General features: G+C 72.9%; 16 protein-coding genes. 8 read left to right on the top strand and 8 right to left on the bottom strand.

The genetic code is table 11. The features are described from left to right. The first annotated feature begins 264 nt into the window (after window positions 1–264). From eccCa to ACIBIW_RS30955, 5 genes are all read left to right on the top strand, one after another. Window positions 265–4,233, top strand: a complete 3,969-nt coding sequence (gene eccCa / locus ACIBIW_RS30975; RefSeq protein WP_399340830.1) for a type VII secretion protein EccCa — start codon at window positions 265–267, stop codon at window positions 4,231–4,233. A 631-nt stretch (window positions 4,234–4,864) separates the two neighbouring features. Beyond that, window positions 4,865–5,089 carry a hypothetical protein gene (locus ACIBIW_RS30970; RefSeq protein WP_399340828.1) on the top strand — a complete coding sequence of 75 codons (225 nt, stop codon included), beginning with the start codon at window positions 4,865–4,867 and terminating at the stop codon, window positions 5,087–5,089. After that, on the top strand, window positions 5,083–6,006 hold the full coding sequence (locus tag ACIBIW_RS30965; RefSeq protein WP_399340826.1) for a serine/threonine protein kinase: 924 nt from the start codon (window positions 5,083–5,085) through the stop codon (window positions 6,004–6,006). Before ACIBIW_RS30970 ends, ACIBIW_RS30965 begins: the two co-directional genes overlap by 7 nt. 11 nt (window positions 6,007–6,017) lie before the next feature. Beyond that, window positions 6,018–8,174: a protein kinase gene (locus ACIBIW_RS30960; RefSeq protein WP_399340824.1), complete on the top strand. Its 2,157-nt coding sequence runs from the start codon at window positions 6,018–6,020 to the stop codon at window positions 8,172–8,174. A 185-nt stretch (window positions 8,175–8,359) separates the two neighbouring features. Further along, a complete protein-coding gene (locus ACIBIW_RS30955) occupies window positions 8,360–10,447 on the top strand; it encodes a serine/threonine-protein kinase (RefSeq protein ID WP_399340822.1) in 2,088 nt (695 codons plus the stop codon). Between the two features lie 20 nt (window positions 10,448–10,467). Here ACIBIW_RS30955 and ACIBIW_RS30950 read toward each other — a convergent pair whose 3' ends face one another. Beyond that, window positions 10,468–10,653, bottom strand: coding sequence for a hypothetical protein (locus ACIBIW_RS30950; RefSeq protein WP_399340821.1), 186 nt, complete (start codon window positions 10,651–10,653; stop codon window positions 10,468–10,470). 166 nt (window positions 10,654–10,819) lie between these two features. Here ACIBIW_RS30950 and ACIBIW_RS30945 point away from each other — a divergent pair, with 166 nt between their 5' ends. After that, a complete protein-coding gene (locus tag ACIBIW_RS30945; protein ID WP_399340820.1) occupies window positions 10,820–11,140 on the top strand; it encodes a DUF397 domain-containing protein in 321 nt (106 codons plus the stop codon). A 203-nt stretch (window positions 11,141–11,343) separates the two neighbouring features. Here the strand turns inward: ACIBIW_RS30945 and ACIBIW_RS30940 are convergent, their stop codons facing one another. The 7 genes from ACIBIW_RS30940 to eccB form a co-directional block, all read right to left on the bottom strand. Next, window positions 11,344–11,646 (bottom strand): WXG100 family type VII secretion target, encoded by a 303-nt coding sequence (locus tag ACIBIW_RS30940; RefSeq protein ID WP_399340818.1) that lies wholly within the window; start codon window positions 11,644–11,646, stop codon window positions 11,344–11,346. 58 nt (window positions 11,647–11,704) lie between these two features. Beyond that, entirely contained in the window at window positions 11,705–12,046 is a 342-nt protein-coding gene (locus ACIBIW_RS30935) for a WXG100 family type VII secretion target (protein ID WP_399340816.1), read from the bottom strand. Between the two features lie 110 nt (window positions 12,047–12,156). Next, window positions 12,157–13,353 carry a S8 family serine peptidase gene (locus ACIBIW_RS30930; RefSeq protein ID WP_399340814.1) on the bottom strand — a complete coding sequence of 399 codons (1,197 nt, stop codon included), beginning with the start codon at window positions 13,351–13,353 and terminating at the stop codon, window positions 12,157–12,159. A gap of 117 nt (window positions 13,354–13,470) precedes the next feature. Continuing rightward, window positions 13,471–15,297: a WXG100 family type VII secretion target gene (locus tag ACIBIW_RS30925; protein ID WP_399340813.1), complete on the bottom strand. Its 1,827-nt coding sequence runs from the start codon at window positions 15,295–15,297 to the stop codon at window positions 13,471–13,473. 29 nt (window positions 15,298–15,326) lie between these two features. After that, complete coding sequence (locus ACIBIW_RS30920; RefSeq protein WP_399340811.1) at window positions 15,327–15,686, bottom strand: hypothetical protein; 360 nt, start codon at window positions 15,684–15,686, stop codon at window positions 15,327–15,329. 314 nt (window positions 15,687–16,000) lie between these two features. Further along, window positions 16,001–17,275 carry a type VII secretion-associated serine protease mycosin gene (mycP, locus tag ACIBIW_RS30915; protein ID WP_399340809.1) on the bottom strand — a complete coding sequence of 425 codons (1,275 nt, stop codon included), beginning with the start codon at window positions 17,273–17,275 and terminating at the stop codon, window positions 16,001–16,003. Window positions 17,276–17,280: 5 nt separating this feature from the next. Beyond that, window positions 17,281–18,804: a type VII secretion protein EccB gene (eccB, locus tag ACIBIW_RS30910; protein WP_399340807.1), complete on the bottom strand. Its 1,524-nt coding sequence runs from the start codon at window positions 18,802–18,804 to the stop codon at window positions 17,281–17,283. 307 nt (window positions 18,805–19,111) lie between these two features. Between eccB and eccE the strand changes: the two genes are divergently transcribed. Both eccE and ACIBIW_RS30900 read left to right on the top strand, forming a co-directional pair. Next, window positions 19,112–20,332 (top strand): type VII secretion protein EccE, encoded by a 1,221-nt coding sequence (gene eccE, locus ACIBIW_RS30905; protein ID WP_399340805.1) that lies wholly within the window; start codon window positions 19,112–19,114, stop codon window positions 20,330–20,332. Beyond that, window positions 20,332–21,147, top strand: a complete 816-nt coding sequence (locus ACIBIW_RS30900; protein WP_399340804.1) for a hypothetical protein — start codon at window positions 20,332–20,334, stop codon at window positions 21,145–21,147. The genes eccE and ACIBIW_RS30900 overlap by 1 nt, the downstream gene beginning before the upstream one ends. The last annotated feature ends 227 nt before the right edge of the window (window positions 21,148–21,374 follow it).

Below are 21,374 nucleotides of genomic sequence, written 5' to 3'. Positions count from 1 at the left end.
CTCGCCCGTGGGGGCTGCCGCCGGGGCGGCGCCGACGGACGGCTCGGTGGCCGGTGGGGTCCTTCGGTGCGTGGTGCGCGAGTGCGGCGCGCGCGACGTCGCGGCGGTTGTCCGGGCGGCGCCTTCGCGGCTGCGCGTACGTGTGGGCAACACCCTACCTGGCGCCGCCCGCTTCATACGTCAGTAGGATCACACGGCGATCGGTGCCCGGTCGGAACGGGGGGCGCCGCGGAGTCCGAGAGACGGCCACGGAATGGGTGAGCAGTGAGCCAGGTCATCGTCAAACGCCCGCCGCGCGTTCTGCCGTCCGAGGTGCCCACCGAGGAGATCGAGGTCCAGCCGCCGCCCGAACTGCCGCGCGGGCAGTCGGAGGGCGCGCTGATGCAGCTCCTGCCGATGCTCGGCATGGGCGGCTCGGTCGTGTTCTTCTTCATGCCCAACTCGCAGCCCTTCATGAAGGTCATGGGCATGGTGATGGTGGCCTCGACGGTGGCCATGTCGATCTCGATGCTGGTGCGCTACCGGCGCGGCACGCAGGGGCAGATGGCCGACATGCGCCGCGACTATCTGCGGCATCTGTCGCAGACGCGCGAGGCGGTCCGCGCGACGGCGCGCGCGCAGCGCGACGCGCAGTACTACCTGCACCCGTCGCCCGAGCAGTTGTGGGCGCTGGTCGCCGAGGGCAGCAGGGTGTGGGAACGGCGCCCCGGCGACGAGGACTTCGCGCAGGTGCGCATCGGCCTGGGGCCGCAGACGCTGGCCGCGCCGCTCGTGCCGCCGCCGAACACGCCGGTGGACCAGATGGAGCCGCTGGCGGCGAACGCGATGCAGCGCTTCGTGGCGCTGCACTCCACGCTGGACGACCTGCCGATGGCGGTGTCGTTGCGCGCCTTCTACCACATGACGATCAGCGGCGACCCGGACTGTGCCCGCGCCACGGCGCGCGCTCTTGCGGGTTCGCTGGCGTCGCTGCACTCCCCCGAGGACCTGGTGATCGCGGTCGCCGCGGGGCGGGACACGGCGGGGCACTGGGAGTGGGTCAAGTGGCTGCCGCACAGCCAGGCGGCGGGCGACCTCGACGGCGCGGGCACCCGGCGCCTGGTCACCGGCGACCCCATGGAGCTGGAGGAGCTGCTGTCGACGCGGCTGACGGGCCGCCCGCGCTTCCACCCGGCGGGCACCCCCGTGCCGGACGAGCCGCACGTCGTGGTCATCCTGGACGGCGTCTCGCTGCCGCCGGTGTCGACGCTGGCGACGCCCGAGGGCCTCCAGGGCGTCACGGTGGTGGAGGTGGTGGCCGGGGACGTCGCGGGGGCCCGCGGGGGCCTCTCCGTGGCCGTGCAGCCGCGCTCGCTGCGCCTGGAGTCCGGCGACGGCATGATCTACGAGGGCACGCCCGACCTGCTGTCGCACGAGGCGGCCGAGGCGCTGGCGCGGCAGTTGGCGCCGCTGGCGGTGGCGCAGGGCGGCGAGGACGACCAGCCGCTGCTGGCGAACCTGGAGTTCACCGACCTGCTGAGCCTCGGCGACGCGGCGTCCGTGGACACCAACCGCACCTGGCGCCCGCGCGCGCTGGCGGAACGGCTGCGGGTGCCGATCGGCGTCGGCGAGGACGGCGCGCCGGTGATGCTCGACCTGAAGGAGGCCGCGCAGGAGGGCATGGGGCCGCACGGGCTGTGTGTCGGCGCCACCGGCTCGGGCAAGTCGGAGTTGCTGCGCACGCTGGTGCTCGGCCTCGCGGTGACGCACTCGTCGGAGACGCTGAACTTCGTCCTCGCCGACTTCAAGGGCGGCGCGACGTTCGCCGGCATGGCGCAGATGCCGCACGTCGCGGCGGTGATCACCAACCTCGCCGACGACCTGACGCTGGTCGACCGCATGGGCGACTCCATCCGCGGCGAGCTGAACCGCCGCCAGGAGATGCTGCGCGACGCCGGCAACTACGCCAACATCCACGACTACGAGAAGGCGCGCGCGGCGGGCGCCCCGCTCCAGCCGGTCCCGTCCCTGGTGCTGGTGATCGACGAGTTCAGCGAGTTGCTGACCGCGAAGCCCGACTTCATCGACATGTTCGTGCAGATCGGCCGCATCGGCCGGTCCCTCGGCGTCCATCTGCTGCTGGCCTCGCAGCGCCTTGAGGAGGGCAGGCTGCGCGGTCTGGAGACGTATCTGTCGTACCGCGTGGGTCTGCGGACGTTCTCCGCGGCGGAGTCGCGCGCGGCGCTGGGCGTGCCGGACGCGTACCACCTGCCGAACGTGCCGGGCTCCGGCTATCTGAAGTTCGGCACCGACGAGATGGTGCGGTTCAAGGCGGCCTACGTGTCGGGCGTGTACCGGTCGGGGGCGCAGCAGTCGGCGCTCGGCAGCGGCCCCGTGCCGCTGGACAGGCGCCCGGTGCTGTTCACCGCGGCGCCGGTGCCGGTGCGCTACGTGCCGCAGCCCCGCCAGGGCGAGGGCACGGAGGCGCGGGCGGAGGACGACGCGCTGGCGGACACCGTCCTCGACGTGATCGTGCGGCGTCTTGAGGCGCAGGGTCCCGCGGCGCACCAGGTGTGGCTGCCGCCGCTGGACTCGCCGCCGCCGCTGGACGCCCTGCTGCCCGGTCTGGCGCCCGTTCAGGGCCGCGGGCTCACCCAGCCCGGGTACGAGGGCGCGGGGCGCCTGGTGGTCCCCGTGGGCCTCGTGGACAAGCCGTACGAGCAGCGCCGTGACTCGCTGTGGGTCGACTTCTCGGGCGCGGCGGGCCATATGCAGCTCATCGGCGGCCCGCAGTCCGGCAAGTCGACGCTGCTGCGCACGCTGATCGCGTCGCTCGCGCTGACGCACACGCCGTACGAAGTGCAGCTCTACGGGCTGGACTTCGGCGGTGGCGGCATGGTCGCGGTGGCGGACCTGCCGCACGTCGGCGGCGTCGCCTCGCGCCTGGACCCGGAGCGGGTGCGGCGCACCGTGGCCGAGGTGTACGGGGTGATGACACGCCGCGAGGAGTTCTTCCGCTCCGCGGGCATCAGCTCGATCGCGGACTACCGCGCGCGCAGGGCGCGCGGCGACCTGCCGGTGGCGGAGTACCCGTTCGGCGACGTGTTCCTGATCATCGACGGGTGGGGCAACTTCCGCTCCGACTACGAGGCGCTGGAGGAGGTCGTCCTGGACATCGCCGCGCGCGGGCTCGGGTACGGCATCCACCTGGTGCTGTCGGCGTCGCGGTCGATGGAGGTGCGCTCGAACCTCAAGGACCTGTTGATGAACCGCCTCGAACTGCGGCTCGGCGACACGATGGACTCCGAGTTCGACCGCAAGGTGGCGGCCAACGTGCCGCAGGGCGTGCCGGGGCGCGGGCAGTCGCCGCAGAAGCTGCACTTCATGGCGGCGGTGCCGCGCATCGACGGGCTGACGTCCGACACGGACCTCGCGGAGGCGACGTCGTCGCTCGCGGCCGAAGTGTCGCGGCACTGGACGGCGCCGGGGGCGCCGGGAGTGCGGCTGCTGCCGCGCGAGTTCGCCGCGTCCGGGCTTCCCGCGGGCTACGAGCACCCGGAGCTGGGCGTCGCGTTCGCGCTCGACGAGAACAACCTGGAGCCGGTCTTCCTCGACTTCGAGCAGGACCCGTTCTTCCTGGTCTACGGCGAGAGCGAGTCCGGCAAGTCGAACCTGCTGCGGCTGCTCATCAAACAGCTCAGCGAGCGCTACTCGGGCGACGTGTGCAAGTTCTTCGTCATCGACAACCGGCGCGCGCTCCTGGACGTCACCCCCGCCTCGCATCTGGCGGAGTACGTGCCGATGTCCAACGCGATGGAGCACCACGTCGCGGCGCTCGCCGACCTGATGACGCGCCGCACGCCCAACGCCGATGTGACGGCGCAGCAGTTGAGGGACCGCAGTTGGTGGCGCGGCCCGACGGTGTACGTGGTGGTGGACGACTTCGACCTGGTGTCCACGTCCAGCGGCAACCCGCTGAGCACGCTCACCGAGATGCTGCCGTTCGCGCGCGACGTGGGGGTGCGGTTCATCCTCGCGCGCAACACCGCGGGCGCCGGGCGGTCCCTGTACGAGCCGTTCGTGCAGCGCATGATGGAGCTGGGCGCGCAGGGCCTGGTGCTGTCGGGCGACCCGGCGGAGGGCGACATCCTCGGCGGCGTGCGGCCCCGCCCGATGCCGACGGGACGCGGGACGTTCGTCTCCCGCCGCCGCGGCCGGCCGCTGGTGCAGACGGGCCACCTCGGGGCGCAGTAGCGCCGGGGCGTGGATCGGGTCTGCGGAGGGCGTCGCACCGTCGGGTGCGGCGCCCTCCGCCGTACCCGTGCTGTCGCGGACACGCGCGGGAGGTGTACGGGCCTTACGCGCGTGTGCCGGCCTCGGCGCGGCCGGGCGCCCGACGCCGTATGCGACGACAGCCGTACACGCGCGCGTGACGACGGACCGCGTTCGCCCGATGTCACGCTCGGTGCCCGCCCCGTGGACGCGTGTTGGTGCCGGTCTGTAGAGCCGACGGACGGATCGCGTGCGCGTCGCGTGAAGAAGCGACGGGCGGGCGGGGCGGTGTCGGGGCACGGAGCGACGCATCGTGGCGACGTCGGCCATGGCCAGGGTGGCAACTCGCCCGCCCGCTGCGGTCGTCGGCCAGGAGGACACCTGGCGGACGAATTCGGCGGCCCACGACGCCACGGGCCTGGGCCCGTTATGTGCTCGCACAGCGCTCGAACGTTGATGCAAGAATCGTCCACGGCACTCACGGGGAGTGCCCAGCTCGCGAGGGGCCCCGAGGGGTGCCGCCCGGCGGGTCCGCACCGTGCGGCCCCTGGGGGCAGGGTCCTGTGCGGGCCGGCGCCGCCTGCGAGAGGCGACACGGGGAGGGTACGCACCGATGGCTTGGCACGACTGGGCCCGGCTCAGGATCGAAGCCGCCGAGCGGCGGTCGGCGCTCGGGCGCCGGGACGGGGCGGACGCCGAAGGGGAAGGCGTCACCGGCTTCATGAAACGGCGCGACGCCGCCAACGCTCCTGCCGGGCGGCTGTCGGGGCGGGGCGACACGCGCGCGTGCTTTGCCGGGCACCGCGACGTCGCGGCGAAGCGGGGCGCCGCGTGGTGACGTCGCCCGAGTACGCCGCGGCGGGCGCGCGGGTCGGGCCCTACACCGTCCTTGCCGCCCTGGATCCGGCGCCGGAACAGCCCGCCGCCGCCTCCCCGTTCATCGGCCGCGGGCACCTCGGCGACGACACGGTGCTGCTCTTCACGGCGCCCCACGGCGCCGACGCCGCCCGCTGGGGCGCCGAGGCCACCGTCGCGCACCGGCTCGCGGTACGCGGCCTGCTGCCCGTCACACAGATCGACGGCGCCCCCGTACCGCGCTGGTACGCCACGCCGTACCTGCCCGTGCTGCCGCTGCCCGGCGTCCTCGCCGCGCATGGCGGGCCGCTGCCCGAGCGCACCGTGCGCGCGCTCGGCGCCTCCCTCGCCGCGACGCTGGCCGCGGCGCACGCGCAAGGCGCGACCCACGCGGGGCTCTCCCCCGCCACGGTCCTCGTCGGCGCCGAGGGTGCCCGCATGGCCGGCTACGGAGCGGCGCGCGTCGCGGCGCCCGACGGCGAACGGCGCGACACCACGCCCTGGCTGGCGGCTGAGTGCCTGGCGCCCGAACAGGCCGCCGGAGGGCGGCCCCGGCCGCTCGGCGACGTCTACGCCCTCGGCGCCGTGCTCTGGTACGCCGCCACCGGGCAGCCGCACACGGCCGCGGAGCACCGCGCACGGCCCCCCGAGGCGCTGCGCGCCGTCATCGCGCCCTGCCTCGCCCGGGACCCCACGCAGCGCCTACCGGCGGACCACGTCGCCCGGGCACTCGCGACGTCGGGCAGCCACCCCCACGCCACGTCGCTGGACGCCGCCGCGCCGTTCCCGCTGCCCGGCCGGGCCGTCGCCGCGCTCGCGCGGCAGTCGGCTGCGGTCCTCGCCGCGCCGACACCGGGCGCCGCGGCACCCGCACACCCGCTCACGGCGCCCGGAGAGTGAACCGTTCCCCCATGCTGCTCCCGCTCACCCACGACGACCCCGACCGGATGGCCGACTACCGCCTGATCGCGCGGCTCGGCGGCGGCGGCATGGGCACCGTGTACCTCGGGCGGTCCGCCGCGGGCCGCACCGTCGCGCTCAAGACGATGCACGCGCGTATCGCGGCCGACGCCGCCGCGCGCACCCGCTTCCGGCTTGAAACGGACGCCGCGCGCGTCATCGGCCACCACGGCGCCCACGTTTTCGACGCCGACCCCGCGGCGCCGGTGCCCTGGCTGGCCACCGAGTACGTGCTCGGGCCGCCGCTGGGCGACGCGGTGGCGGCGCACGGCGTGCTGCCCGAGGCGGCGGTGCGCGGCCTCGGCGCCGCGCTGTGCGCGGCCCTGGCGCAACTGCACAGCTCCGACGTGGTGCACCGGGACCTGAAGCCGTCCAACATCATGGTGACGGCGGACGGCCCCCGGCTGATCGACTTCGGTATCGCGCACGCGATCGGCGACGCCAGGCTCACCAGGACCGGCGCCGCCGCGGGAACGCCCGCGTTCATGTCGCCCGAGCAGGCCATGGGGCAGGAGCACACCGCCGCGGGCGACGTCTTCGCGCTCGCGGGCGTGCTGGTGTACGCGGCCACGGGGCACGGCCCGTTCGGCGCGGGCCAGGCCGCCGATCTGCTGTACCGCGTGCGTTACTCGCAGCCCGACCTGACGGGGCTGCCTCCCGCCCTCGCGCCCCTGCTCGCACCGTGCTTCGACAAGGACCCGGCGCGGCGTCCCACCACGCACGGCCTCGCGGCGTGGCTGGCCGCCGGGGACGGGCCGTTCGCCGATCTGCTGCCGGAGCCGCTGCTCGGCGACATCGCACGGCGCGCCACCGACGTCTGGCGGGCGGCCCCGTACCGGCTGCCCCCTCCGGCGGACGGCACGGACGGCGGCGCGACGACGGCGGTGGCCGCACCGCGCGCGCGTATGTCACGGCGCAGGCTGCTGACGCTCGGCGGTGGCTCGGTGCTCGCCGCCGCGGCCGTCGGGGGCGGTGCGTGGGCCTGGGCGGGCGGCTCGTCCGGCGGGCCCAAGGCACCCGACGCCGTATGGCGCGTCACCTACGACGCGGTGCGCGCCGGTCGGCGGCGTCCCCCCGTGGTCGTCGGCGGCATCCTCCTCGTCGACGGGGGCGACGCCGTGCGCGCGCTCGACGCCTCGACCGGCGAGGCGGCCTGGCAGTCCCCGGCGCTCGTCGGCTCCTGGCGGGCCGCCGCCGGCGGCGGGCGCCTGTACGCGCTGGCTCCGCCGGACTCGCGGCCGTTCGGCATGACCGTCTCCAGCGTCGACCTGGGCACCGGGGCGCTCAATTCCGCGTCCGCGGTCACCCTGGACGACTGGGCCGGGGGCATCCGCAACGAACGGCTCCTGTGTGTGTCCGACAGCCGCGCCTTCGTCGTCGCGACGCCCAGGCCGAAGAAGGACCCGTACGGCGACGGGGTCGGCGGCGACGGCGCGGAGTGGACCCTGCACGCCCTCGACCTGACCACCGGGGAGTCCGTCTGGCAGGAGCCGCTGGGCAAGGGCGGGCCCGACGGGCTGACCTTCCTGTCGGCCGCCGTCAACGACACCGCCCTCGTGGTCTGCGGCGAGAACGCGGACGGGCCCTACACGGCCTGCTACGGCGCCGACGCGGGCGGCAGGAACTGGTCCGCCCGCGTCCCCGCGGCGGAACTGCGCGACGGCGCGAGCGCACTCGCCGCGGACACCGTGCACGCCTACTTCGGCGGCGCCTCCCTGCGCGCGCGTCCGCTCACGGACCAGGGGCAGGGCTGGACGTACCCGGGCGGGTCGGGCGGCTACGGTGCGCCCGCCCTCGACGGCGGCGTCGTGTACGCCACCGAGGCCACGGGCGGCGGCGCCCTGGTGGCGGCGCAGGCCGCGACGGGGCGGCCGCTGTGGCGGGAGCGGCCGAAGGACCACGCGGCGCCCCTGCCCGACGTCGCCCCGATGGCGGGCGACGCGTACCTCTACGTCGCCACCCGCACCGGACTCGCCGCGATCGACCGCGACAGCCACCGCCGGGTCTGGGAGCTGCCGGCCGCCGCGACGTCATGGGTGCTCGACAGGGCCACGAAGCGCCTCTACGGGGTGGGGAGGACGTCCGCCGTGGCATTTCCCCTGGAGTAGCGGGAAAGGGGCGCAGCGGGGCGTACAGCGCCTTGCGGACCTCCCGGGCCGGTGCGTGCGCGGCGTGGGACGCCGCGGAACACGTGCCGCCCCGCGCCATTCCCGCCCCGCCGTTCCCCTTCCCGCCGCGCCGTTCGCGCCCGCGCGCCGTATCCGCCGTCCGATCCCGGAAAGAGACCGACCTGATGATTCCGCTCGCCTTCGGCGACCCGCTGCGCCTCGGCCCGTACCGGCTCATGGGGGTGCTGGGCGAGGGCGGCATGGGCAAGGTGTACGTAGCGCACGACCAGGCCGGGCAGTTGGCCGCCGTGAAGGTGCTGCTGCCCGAACTGGTCCACGACAGGCACCTCGTGGACCGTTTCATCCGCGAGGCCGACACCGCGCGTACCGTGGCGAGCAAGGGCGTGGCGCGCGTGCACGGCGCGCAGACGGAGGGCGGGCGCCTGTGGATCGCCACGGAGTTCCTGGCGGGCCCCACGCTGGAGCAGGCGGTGGCGGCGCACGGGCCGCTGGACGAGGCGATGACGCGTGCCCTGGCCGCGGCGCTCGCCACGACGCTTGCCGACATCCACGCCGCGGGGCTGATCCACCGCGACCTGAAACCGGCGAACGTCATCCTCACGTCGGCGGGCCCGCGGATCATCGACTTCGGCATCGCGCGCCCCGAGCACGGGCTGACGCTGACCACCACGGGCCAGGCCCCGGCGACGCCGGGGTTCGGCGCCCCTGAGCAGGCGCTCGGGCTGCGCGTCACCCGCGCCGCCGACGTCTTCTCGCTCGGCGCGACGGTGGCCTACGCCGCGGGCGGGCGGCCCGTGTTCCGCGGCGGGCACGTCGCCGCCGTCCAGTACGAGGTGGTGCACGGCGAGCCCGACCTCGGCGCCGTGCCCGAGGCGCTGCGTCCGCTGCTGCTGCCGTGCCTGGCGAAGCAGCCCGAGCACCGCCCGGAACCGGCGCAGATCGCCGCGGCGTTCGCGCCGCCGCGCGGCACGAAGCGCCTGTGGGCGACGGGCGACATCGGTTCCACGATCGCGCAGAGCGAGGACCGGCGGCGCGAGTACTCCACCACGGTCGTCATCGCCGCCGGCCGCAAGCCGGTGTCGCGGCGCCGTCTGGTCACCGCGCTGGCGGCGGGCGGCACGGTGCTCGCCGCGGGCGGCGGCGCGGCCGCCTGGTGGCTCACCCGCGACTCAGGACCGAGGCTGCCTGCCGCGGGCGACGTGGCGGCGGCGAAGCGGGTGTCCGCGCCCGACACCGAGGACTACGAGGACGATCCGCCGCCGAAGGCGCTGTGGGGCCCCGTGAAGGCCGCGGCGGACGACGCGCCCGCGCCGCTCCCGCTGCGCGACGTGCTGGTCGTGTCCGCGCGCGCGGGCGGCCTGACGGCGCTGCGTATCGCCGACGGCACCCGCAAGTGGCAACTCGGCGACGTCGCCGCCGCGTCGGGCTACGTCGCCGTCGGCACGAAGCGCTTCGCCGCCGTGGGCCCCTCCGGGACGGTGCGCTGCCACGACGCGTCCACGTCGCGCGAGGTGTGGCGCCGCGACGTCGCCGCGACGCGCCTCCTGGCCGCCGACGCGAAGGCCGTGTACCTGGCCACCGGGGGCGACCGGATACACGCCTTGGACGCCGCCGACGGCAAGCCCCTGTGGTCCGTGGAGTCCCCCACGCCCGTGGGGAAGACGGCGCGGGCCGCGGCGGACGGCAGGCTGCTCGTGCTGTCCGGCGACAACGGCACCGCGTCCGCGTTCGACGCCGCCTCGGGACGCTCGCCGTGGAACGTGAGCTACTCTCCCGCGAACGGCGCCGCGACGCCGCTGCTGGCCGGGGGCGTCGTGTACCTCGGAGGCTCCGAACTGGCCGCCTACCAGGCCGCGGACGGCAAGCGCGAGTGGCACAACTTCAGCGGTCCCTGGGGCGATCCGGTGCTCGACGGCGACTGGATCGTCGCGATGAACTCGTCCGACCTGGCCGCCAGGGGCCCCCAGCCGCTGCGGGTGGCCGCGCACGACGGCTCCGAGGGCGACTCCCAGGACTGGTACGCCCAGCCCGACGGGGACGACGCGCCCGCCCAGCGGCCCGTCTTCCAGGGCGGCACCATGTGGCTCGTGGAGGGCGGCGACGCGCACGGGCTCACCGTCTGCGACCGGCGGACGGGCGACAGCGCCTGGCGGCTCTTCGAGGACCGTACGGGGGCGTGGCGCCTCGCCGCCGCGGGGAACCGCGTCTTCGTCCTCAACGGCGGCTCCGTGTGGGCGATGCCGGTGTTCTGAGGGCGCGCCGCCGCGACGTGTCAGCCGCGTGACTGCTGGTGGACGTAGCCCCAGACGCAGAACCCGACCACGACGATGCCCAGGATGACGATCCACACCCAGGAGGAGGCGGTGCCGCCGCTGCCCGAGTGACCGGTCGAGTGGTGGTAGTGGTGACTGTGCTTGTACGCCGCCAGGACCACTGAGTGTGCGGGTTCGTAAGCCATACGCGGGACCATACCGACGCCTGTTCGGCGACGCCGGTGCCGTCACTGGAGTGTGACAGGGCCGTGGCGGCTCCGGGGCCTTCGCGACACCGCCGCGAACCGCGATGCGCCCAAGTAGGCTGGTCGGCCCGCAGGTTCGTACGCGCTGAAGGGATACCGCCCGACGATGGCCGAGGCACAGGACAACGACCGCGAGAAGGAACGCAAGGAGCGCGAGAAGGACGAGTTGTACGCGCTCGACATCTCGGGCGTCGAGTGGCACGGAGCGCCGGGCACCTCGCCCGACGAGGAGCGGGTGGAGATCGCGTATCTGCCGGAGGGCGCGGTGGCGATGCGCTCGTCGCTCGACCACGACACGGTCCTCAGGTACACCGAGGCCGAGTGGCGCGCGTTCGTACTCGGCGCCAGGGACGGCGAGTTCGATCTGAAGCCGACGGCGCGGGGGGACGGCGCGGACGCCGCGCGGGGAGCAGGCGCGGCGGAGTGACGGCCTGAGCGGCCCCGGGGGGTGCCGCGGCGTCGGCGGGCCGTGAAACGCGCGTTATACGCTCCATCGGGGATACGCGCGGGTGGGTCCGAGGCGCCGCGGGCGGCCGGGCGGTACTCGCGTCCTGGAACGCACGCGGGGTGGGCACCTCCCGTGCGTGCCCACCCCGTCGTCGCATACGGCCCCCGTGGGGCCGCGGAGTGCTACAGGTAGTAGCTGGCGGCCTTCATGTCGCCGCCGCGGTAGTCGCCGCCCGCGCGGCCGACGACGTGGGCGATGGAGACGAGGGCCTGGTGGATGTCCCGTGCTTCCTTGTCCCACAGGTGCATCTGCGTCTTGTACGTCTCGTGGGCCTCGCCCTCCCACATGTCGGCGACGCTGGCGACCATCTGCTTGAGCGCTTCGAGGTCGCCTTCGAGCTTCTTGGCCTGGTTGGCCAGGTCGGTCGCCGTGGCGTCCAGCGGCCCGTACTTGACGACGAGTTCGTCGCCGTTGTTCTTCCCCATGGTGTGCCCCGTCCTTCTGGTGAATGCGTGCCGAAGCGGATGTCCGGTCGGCGTGTGGTCAGTAGCTGCTCAGCGCCGACGACGGAGCGCCGTCGTGGACGTCGATCGCCTGGACGGACGCACGGATCTCGTCTTCGTTGTCGTTCTTCAGCTTCCGGGTGGTGTTCATCGCGTCGACGAACTTGGCCAGGATGTTGCCCATCCGGACCAGGCTGGTGTTGATCTCCGACTGCTTCGAGTCGAAGGCACCGGCGCCGATACCGCGCCAGTGGCCCTCAAGGCTGTCGATAGTGCCCTGGAGGGTGTGGACCTGGCCCTTGATCGAGTCGAACTTGTCGGCGATCTGCTGCTCAAGCTTGGCAAGAGCGCTGTCCGAGATCTTCTGGCCCTGTTGTGCCATGACTGGGCATCCCTTCTGGAACGGTCGTTGTCTGTGCTGCCGTATGAACTTGTGGGAAACCCTGCCTCACCGTCGCGGCGCGACGGAAGTGCCGGACCCGTGTGCTCGGTTCAGTTCGCACGCCCGCGCCTGGCGAAGGCGAAGGCGCCACCGCCGATCACGACCACCGCGGCGACGATGCCGACGATGAGCCAGGTCCGGCCGCTGCCGGAGCTGTCGCTTTCGGAGGCGGCGGAGTCCTCCCCCGCCGACTGGCCGTCGCCCACGGAGCCCGGCCCCTTGCCGCCCTTCGGAGCTTGGGACGCCGCGGGGGATTCGGAGGTTCCCGACTTGTCGGGGGTGGAGCCGGTCGTCTTGCGCCCCGTCAGGGGGTTGATGTCGGCGGGGCCGGGGTCCCCCTTGCCGTCCAGCAGATTGGGCGCGGGACGGACCAGGCCGTAGCCGAGGTACTTACTGGGCTCGTCCTTGGGCCAGTCGCGGCCTGCGGTGTCGAGCATGACGTTGAGGACCTGGTTGGCGGTCCACTTGGGGTGGATCGACCAGATGAGGGCGGCTGCGGCGGATGCGATGGCGGAAGCCTGGCTGGTGCCCTGGCTGGGGCAGTAGCTCTTGAAGCTGGTGTCGCACCAGATGGGCTCGTTCAGGCCGGGTGAGGCGAGGGAGACGAAGTCGCCGGACTGGGAGAACTTGCCCACCTTTCCGCTCTTGTCGGCTGCGGCGACGCCGACTACGCCTGGGTACGCGGCTGGATAGTGGAAGAAGTTGTCATGGTCCTCCCCGTCGTTGCCGGCGGAGGCAAACAGGAGTTTCCCCTTCTTCTCGGCGTAGGCCACGGCCTCGCGCTCATCTTGTCCGTAGTAGTCCGCGCCAAAAGACATGTTGATGATTCGCGCGTCGGAGTCTGCCGCAGCCCTGATGGCATCTGCCGACGTAAGGCCCTTCTTCCCGGCCTTGGAATCATCCATACGGAAGGGGATGATCTTGGACCCGGGAGCGAGCCCTTTGATCCCACCGCCAGCCCCGGTACCTGCGATGAGTTCGGCCATCGTGGTCCCGTGGCCCTTGAAGTCGTCAGTCCCGTTGCGGCTGGACTCGGCAGGCACGTTGTCGGTGAGTACCTGTCCCTTGAGGGCGGGGGTCTTGTCGTTCACGCCCGTGTCGATGACAGCGACCTTGACCCCCTCTCCGGTACTCACTTTCCAGAGTTCGTCCGCGTGCATGGCGGTCAGATGCCATTCCTCGGCCTGGACGTCGAACGCAGCCGCCCCCTGTGACTGCCCAAGTGCCGCTGCGGCGCAGATACCCATGGCAGCACCGAGGGACGCGGCACGCCTTGCGAACAGGTACGTTCGAGACCGAGAACGCGTCGAGTGCGCGCGCCGTGTGAATCCTGGCTTCATGCTCAGCAGTGTCCTAGCCCGTGGTCAGTCGGTTGGTGGGGGTACGTCTCGCCGCTGCTCGGGCCGCCGCTGTTCGACGTCTCCCGTGTCCGAGTCGGGCGTGGTGTCGCCTTGGAACTCCTGCTGATGATGGTCCTCGTACCCCTCCTCGTAGCTCACTTCAAGCCATGAGTCCCTTACGAGTCCCGAACCACCCGGTGTGAAGCCACCACGCGCTCCGCCCCTGGAGCCGGGAAGCCGGCCCTTCGGCGAACCCGTCACGCCCTCGGAGCTGCCGTCCGGGCGAGGCGGCATCTGCCGACGGTTCTCGCCAGCCGGCCGCTGCGCTCCGATGACGCCGCGGTTGCTCGTCGACCCGGGACGCGAGGCGCGGTTGACGGCCTCGTTGTCCGCGCCGACGACCTTTCCCTTGGGCACCTTGGCCGCGGGCGTGCCGTGCGTGGGCGTGTTGGGCTTGCCTCCGACCACTCCCCCGGGGCGCCCGGGCGGGTTCGTCCTCTTGGGGGCACCCGTGGCGCTCGTACGCGACTGGTTCGAAGTGTTCGTCTGACGGGGCTTCCCACCCGACACGGGGCGCCCGGTGGTGGACGAACCGCGCCCGGGATTGGAGACGTTCTTGGAGTTGTTCTGCGCCACGCGCCCCATCGAATTGATCGCACGGCCCATCTGGCGGGCCTGGGACGTCTGGTCCCGGCTCGGGTTCTGCCCCATGCGGCCCATCGAGTTGATGGCGCGGCCCATCTGCCGGGCCTGCGACGTCTGTCGGCCCACGTTCTCCGACTCACCGGTGTTCGAGACACGCCTCGGAGGGAGCGTACGGCCCGTATTGGTGGGCGTACGCCCCTCGGGGCCCGTCGAGAAGCGCCGCCCCGTGGTGGAGACGGGCGGCCCGACGGGGGGCGGCGGAGGCGTGGAGACAGGCGGCGGATTGCCGGCAGGGGTGTGGTGGGGGCCGATCGCCTGCGTCTGGGTAGGAACGGGCGGGGCGTCCACGCTGTCGATTTCCGTGTTTACCGAATGCGCCGAAGGGTCGACCACGACCCCGTGGGACGTCGCCCGAGAAGTCTTACTCGTTGCGTCGAAAGACCCCTCATCGTTGGAGCTGAACTTCGTCACCACCGGCGTGTTCCGCCCGCTGGAAGATCCGTTGTTCCGTCCGCCGCCGCCGCCGTCGTCGTAGCTGTGGGTCGGCTTCGGCACCCCCATATCCGGCATAGCATCAAACATAGGCGGCTCCTGAGCCGCCATATTCGACTCCGAGACCTTGTAGAAGGACGCCAGCCGGTTCATCTGGTTGATGGCTTCCTGGCGGTGTTCCTCCACCTTGACCGCGGCGTCGTACTCCGAGTTTCCCTCGACCTGTTCGGGCAGCGGGATGTCCTTGACCTTCTTGCGGTTCAGGCGTGTGTCGCGCGGCGGCATGGAGCCGCGCACGGACGCCAGGCCGGAACCCGCGGACGTGATCTGCGTCCCCGCGGTCTCGGCGAACGTGGCCAGTTGGTCCGACTTCGACACCAGGTTGCCGCCCCAGGTGTGGAAGGCTTTGGCGCCCTCGCCCTCCCAGTCGACCTGCGTGATGTGGGTATTCAGCTCACTGGCCGCCTTCTTGATGGCGTCCCGGGCGTCGAAGAGCGTTTTCCCCGCACTTTCGAGGTGTTCCGGATTGGCGTGCTCGACCAGGTCGAGCATGTCGTTGAGCTCGTGGCCCTCGAAGTTCGAGTGGCCGGGCAGGAGCGGCCCGCCGTTCCCGAAGAGCCGTAGGAGGGGCGCGAGGCCGACCTCCTGGACCACGTAGTCGAAGTTGTTCTGGGTGACCTGGCCGTTGACCCGCTGCTGGTCCTGCTTCTTCATCCCTTTCGGGAGACCGTCTTCGCCGCCGCTCACTTGTACCACCCGGAGTCGGACTTGCTGTCGTCGGAGTGCTTCTGCCCCGGCTTCTCACGCAGGGACTTGTCGTGCTCCCGGTTGATCCGGGTCTGGATCTCATGGAAACGCCGACGCTCGTCGTCGTCCAGGTTGTCGTAGCCGATGTCCGCGCCGCGTGTGGCGATCGACATGGCCTCGATCTGGTCGGCGAGCATCTTGGACAGCGAGGTCAGCCGCTCGTGCACGCGGTGGTACTGCGTGTACAGGCCCTCGGCCTCGGGAAACGCGCCCGCTCCGCTGAACGCGGACCGCGGGATCGTGTGATGGCCCACCTTGGAGGCGCTTCCCGGTGACTCCTCGAACGTGCTCAGCACGCCGTTCACCTTGGTCTGAAAGGTCTTCAATGCCTCCAGACCACGCCGCATTCCTTCCGCGGTCACTGGTCCTCCCCGTTCGTCCCCGTGACATCCCCGCCGCCCGCCGCCGTACGTCCACGGCGCTTCGAGCGGAAGCCCTCCCACTTTAGTCTTTGTGATCGGCCGGTCCAACCGAACTTTGCACCAGGCGAGTCACAGCTCGGTACCGCCCAACAGCCTTGTGTGGCTGGAATTCGACCGTTTTACCCGGCCGCTCAGGCGGCACGTCGAAGGCCCCGTGTGCCGGTTCTTGCTTCGGGGGCGCCGCCCGGTCAGGCCCCGCGTCGCCTGCGTGCGTCCCGTATCGTCACCGCGGCGCCCGCCAGCACGGCGACGGCGACGGCGGCGCCGACGGTGACGTATGTGGCGATCCTGGCCGTGCGCTGCTGCGCGGTCTCGCCCATGTGGAGTGTGGCCGGGGTGGGCGCCTCGGCGCGGGGCACGCGGTTGGCCGCCGGCTTCTCCACCGGGTGGTCGTCCTCCGTGAGGGCGCGTACCGGGTCGACGACGCCCCAGCCGACGAGGCGGTCGTGTCCCGACACGGAGCGCTCCGCGGTCTGTTCGATCTGGGCCACGACCTCCTTCGCGGTCCAGTCCTTGTGCTTGGCCTTGACGAGGGCGGCGACTCCGGCGACGTACGGCGCGGAGAAGCTGGTTCCCTGGTCGGAGCAGTGCCCGCCGCCGGGCACCGTGGAGACCATGTCGACGCCCGGTGCGGCGACGCCGACGAAGGTGCCGGCCTGGGAGAACGACGCGCGCTCGTTGTTGCGGTCGGAGGCCGCCACCGCGAGGACGCCCGGGTACGAGGCGGGGTAGGTCTCACCGTTCTTGCCGCCGAGGCCCTCGTTTCCGGCCGAGGCGACGACGACGATGTTCTTGGCGAGCGCGGCCTCGACGGAGCTTTCCAGGGGGCCGCCGGGCGCGATGGCCTTCGAGGTGTCCTGGGAGATGTTGATGACGTCGGCGCCGTGCGACACGGCCCAGTCGATGGCGGTGGCGAGGCTGTCCGACGTCCCGTGGCCCTCGGCGTCGTTCTGCTTGAGCGGGATGACGGTGGCGTCAGGCGCGAGCCCCACGAACCCGGTGCCCTTCACGGGGCGCGCGGCGATGATGCCGGCGACCCGGGTGCCGTGGCCGACGGTGTCGGTGGTGCCGTTCTCCTTGCCGCGTTCCAGGGGGTAGCCCTGGTCGTCCTTGAGGCCCTTCTTCAGGAAGTTCTTGCCGTCCTTGGTGTCGACGGCCTTCGCGAGCTGAGGGTTCTTGGTGTCGACACCGGTGTCGATGACGGCGACCTTCACCCCCTTGCCCCGGGACTGCGCCCACAGCTCGTCGAGCATGACCCGCTGGAGCGACCAGGGCTTGCCCGGGTACTTCTTGGCGGGGAAGGTGCACTGGCCGTCGTCCGCGGCGGCGGGCGCCGCCGTGAGGCCCGTGACGCCGCCCGCCGCGAGGAGCCCGAAGGCGGCGGCGAGGGCGGCGCAGCGCGCGCCGTTACGCGCGCGCGTGCGTTCGCCCGGCCGCGTGACGCGCGAGGGTGTGGTGCGCACCGGCGTCACGACCCCTGCGGCTGCCGCGCCGCCGCCGTCGACAGACGGGGCCCCGTCGGCAGGAACTCGGACCAGGCGACGGGGATCGGCGCCGGAGTGACGTCCTTGTAGCCGAGCCTGGTCTGCGCCTGGGCGGCCTCCTCCTGCTGGTCCTTGCGCTGCTTCTCGCTCGTGCCGATGCCGCTGTCCTCGCTGTCGCTGTCGCTGTTCGACTGCATCGCGTACCGCAGCCCGGTGTCGGTGACGAGGAAGACGCCGCCGACGTCGGTCTCGGTGCCCTGGAACTGGCGGAAGAGCTGGCCGGAACCGGGCGTGACATAGGCGCTGCTCGATCCGGTGGGCAGCGTCGCGGGGAAGGCGGTGCCCGCCCACGTGCTCAGCGTCTGGGTGCCCTTCTTGGCGTCGACGAAGCGCAGGACGTTGCAGACGGTGTTGCGCGCGCCGCCGGCGCTGGAGGCCGAGTTGACCGGGTCGGGCTCCTCCTGCGGCCAACTGCGGTCGGCGTAGAAGCCCTTGGTGTCGGGGGTGAACGACGCGGCGTTCACCGGGAGCGCCTTGCCTGTCTGGCCGAGGCTGACGAGGTCGCGGCTGTTCAGCAGCAGCCGGGCGGTGAAGTCGGAGACGGGGGCGACGCGGCCCGGCAGGACGAGATAGTTCTGGGTGCCGGTGCCGTTGGGGGCCTGGAGCACCATGCCGACCTTGTTGGCCTGCTCGGGCAGGCTGCCCGAGATGCCGGCGCCGGCGCCGATGTCGCCTTCGACCTTCGGGAACGTCACCTCGTCGCCCTTGTGGACGGTGTTCATCCACTCCTGGGAGACCCGCTCGGGCTCGCGGTCGGAGCCGACGAGGGTGCGCAGCAGGAGTTCGTCGGAGCCGACGGGGTAGGCCGTACCGCGCGCGTCCACAAGGTAGCGCTGCTTGTCAGGCGCCATGATGTAGAGCAGTTCACCGCCGGTGAGCCGTCCCGCGCCCTCGGTGCGCTTCATGTCGCGATCGGCGAAGACGAACGCGGCCTTCTGTATCGACTGCCCGCCCTCTCCCGGCCGTTCGCACACCGCCCAGCGCTTGGTGGCGCCCGCCTCGCCGCCCGAGGGCAGCCGGTCGGGCGCGTAGGGGATGCCGACGGTGACCCCGTGGGGGATCTTGCCGCTGTCGAGGACGGACTCGTCGACCTTGATGACCTCGCCCTTGTCGGCGTCCAACAGGAGCTTGGCGGAGGCCATGTTGAGGACGGGGTGCAGTTGCACCTTGCCGTCCGTCTTCATCACGACGTAGCGCGTCGTGGAGTCGCTGGCGATGATGACCTTCTCGTACGGCGTGTCCCAGCCCTTGGGCGCCGTCGGACTGAACATGCCCCATGCGCCGAACGCCGCCATGACGATCACCGCGATGATCACGCCGGGCACGACGGCGCGCAGCGGACGCGGCGCGTCCTCCTCGCTGCCCGTCGGCGAGGGCCGCAAAAACGCGGCCAGCATGCGGCGTTTCGCGAAGGTGTACGCGTTGAGTTCGTCGCGTCGTGATGCCATCAGTCTTGGCCGCTCCCCGTGACTCCCCGTGCGGCGCCGGACGGGCGCCGTTCCCGCCCTCCGCTGTCGGACCGGGCACCTACTATGCCTGCTGAGCGATCGCTCGTGCGAGGCGGGTAGGGTGCCATGTCCGGCCCGGGCCCGGCTCGCCGGGGCGCACGGGCTGTTATCGGGGAATTTACGGGGGTTTGGCGCAGTGGCTTCCGCAACACGGGCACGGACGCGGTCCCAATCCCGCTCCCGGCAGGGAGGCGGCCAGGGTTCCGCGCCGCAGGCACCGCCCGCGTCCCCGGGCGGCCAGGGGGCGGTGACGCTGCGCCCGACGAGCCGCTCGGGGCAGTTCGTCTCGTACCGCCTGCAACAGCTCGTGCTGATCGAGGCCGCCGTGGCGCTGATGCTCGCGGCGTGGGTCGCGGACGCGCTGCTGATGGTGCCCGCGGGGGTCGTGGCGGCCGTGCTGGTGGTGCTGGCGGTGGTGCGCCGCCGCGGCAGGTCGATGCCGGAGTGGATCGCGACGGCGCGTGCGCTGCGCGCGCGCAACAGGCGCGCGAGGAACCTGGTCCTGCCGCCCGGCACGGAGCCGGGCCTCGCCCCCGCCGTGGAGTGCGATCCGGCGCTGCGGACGTACGAGTACGGGGGGCGGGACCGGCGCCCCGTCGGCCTCGTCGGCGACGGGACGTTCCTGACCGCGGTGCTCCAGCTCGAGTCGGATGCGACGGCGCTGCGCGTGGAGCGCGACCGGCGCCCCCTGCCGCTCGGCCTGGTGCGCGACGCGCTGGACGTGGACGGCATCCGCCTTGAGTCGGCGCAGGTCGTGCTGCACACCCAGCCCGCGCCCGCGCTGCACCTGCCGCAGGACTCGGTGGCGGTGAGCAACTACGCGCCCTTGCAGGCGCAGACGGGTGCGCCGTCGGTGCGCATCACGTGGATCGCGCTGAAGCTGGACCCCGAGCTGTGCCCGGAGGCGGTGGCCGCGCGCGGCGGCGGGCTGCTGGGCGCCCAGAAGTGCCTGGTGCGGGCGGCCGACCAGTTGTCGAGCCAGCTCACGGGCGCGGGCTTTCGCGCGACGCTGCTCACCGAGGAGGAGCTGACGGCGGCGGTGGCGACGTCCGCGTGCGCCAATCCGATGGTGACGGCGCAGGCGGGCCGCGCGGACGCGCCGCAGCGACGCACCGAGGAGTCCAGCCGCACGTGGCGCTGCGACAACCGCAGGCACACGACGTACTGGGTCCGCCGCTGGCCGCAGCTCGGCGGCCCCGGCGCCTCGCTCCCGCAGTTGGTGGCGCTCATCACGGCGGTGCCCGCGCTGGCGACGACGTTCAGCCTGGTGCTCGGCCGGGGGGACCAGCAGGAGCAGGTGACGGTGCGCGGGTATGTGCGCGTGACGGGGCGCGGCGACACGGAGTTGGTCGCGGCGCGGCGCGCGGTGCAGCAGGCCGCGCGGCACACGAGGACCGGGCTCGTACGCCTCGACCGGGAGCAGTTGCCCGGTGTGCTGGCGACGATGCCGCTGGGAGGGACACGCTGATGGCCATGACGACGCCCGCGAACGGCCGGGGGCCCGTCCAGGGCGGCCCCATGGGGTTTCCGGCGCCGCCGGGCCCTGGCGGGGCCGTGGAGCCCGCTCACGGGGCCGGGGAGCGCCCGCGGGCCGGGTTCGGGATGATCGGCCCGCGCGGCGGCCAGCACATCGTGTCGGGCGACCAGTTGGACGCGCTGGCGCTGCCCGTGGGCGACGACGGCGTGGTGATCGGCGTGGACGCGCAGTCCCGCCCCGCCGTGCTGGGCCTGCACCGCCCGACGCCGTACAACGTGGTGCTGATCGGCGGCCTGTGGACGGCGCAGGTGGTGGCGCTGCGGGCGGCGGCGACCGGCGCGCGCGTGGCGGTCGAGACGGGCCGGGCCGGCGAGTGGACGGCGCTGGCGCACGCGGCGGGGGGCGCGCAGCAGTGCATCACGCTCCATGACGTGGGCCGGGTGCCGCCGTTGGGCGCTTCCGCGGGCAGCCCCGTGCTGGTGGTGCGGGACTGCGGCATGCGTCCGCCGCGCGGGCGCGTGGTGGCGGGGCCCTGGCAGTCCGTGCTGACGCTGCTGCCGTATCTGAGCCCGGTGGCGCCCCGTCTCATCCGGCAGGCGCGGCTGGTGGGGGTGCAGCGGGTCTCCCCTGACGAGGCCGGTCAACTGGGCAGGGTTCTGGGGCTTCCCGCGGGCGACGTGGAGTCGCTGCCGAGCCTCGCCGACGGCGTCACTCTTTGGTGTGCCGCCCGCGACAGGCAGTACGTGATGACCCAGGCCACCGACGCCGAGACCGGATTGTTGGGTATGCCGCGGCGGATGGACTGACGGCGATTTTTCCTCCCGCTCCGGCCCGTTTGTACGGGTTTCGCGCGGGGAGTTGGGCGCGTCACGCGCGTTCTGGGGGCGCCCGGTGGCTTGTTGGGGTGTCCGGTGTCGCATTCCCCTCTCCCGGCGGGCCTGCCCGCGGCGTGCTTGTGGTGATTAGGCTGGGTCCGGGGTGCACGAGAGCCCGCGAGCGGTCCCTCGGCGTCTCCGGGGGAGCATCGGAGGGT

Source organism: Streptomyces sp. NPDC050560, from assembly GCF_044457285.1.
Lineage (GTDB): Bacteria > Actinomycetota > Actinomycetes > Streptomycetales > Streptomycetaceae > Streptomyces.
The sequence above is the reverse complement of the archived record's forward strand: the minus strand, read 5'-3'. Positions and strand labels throughout refer to the sequence as shown.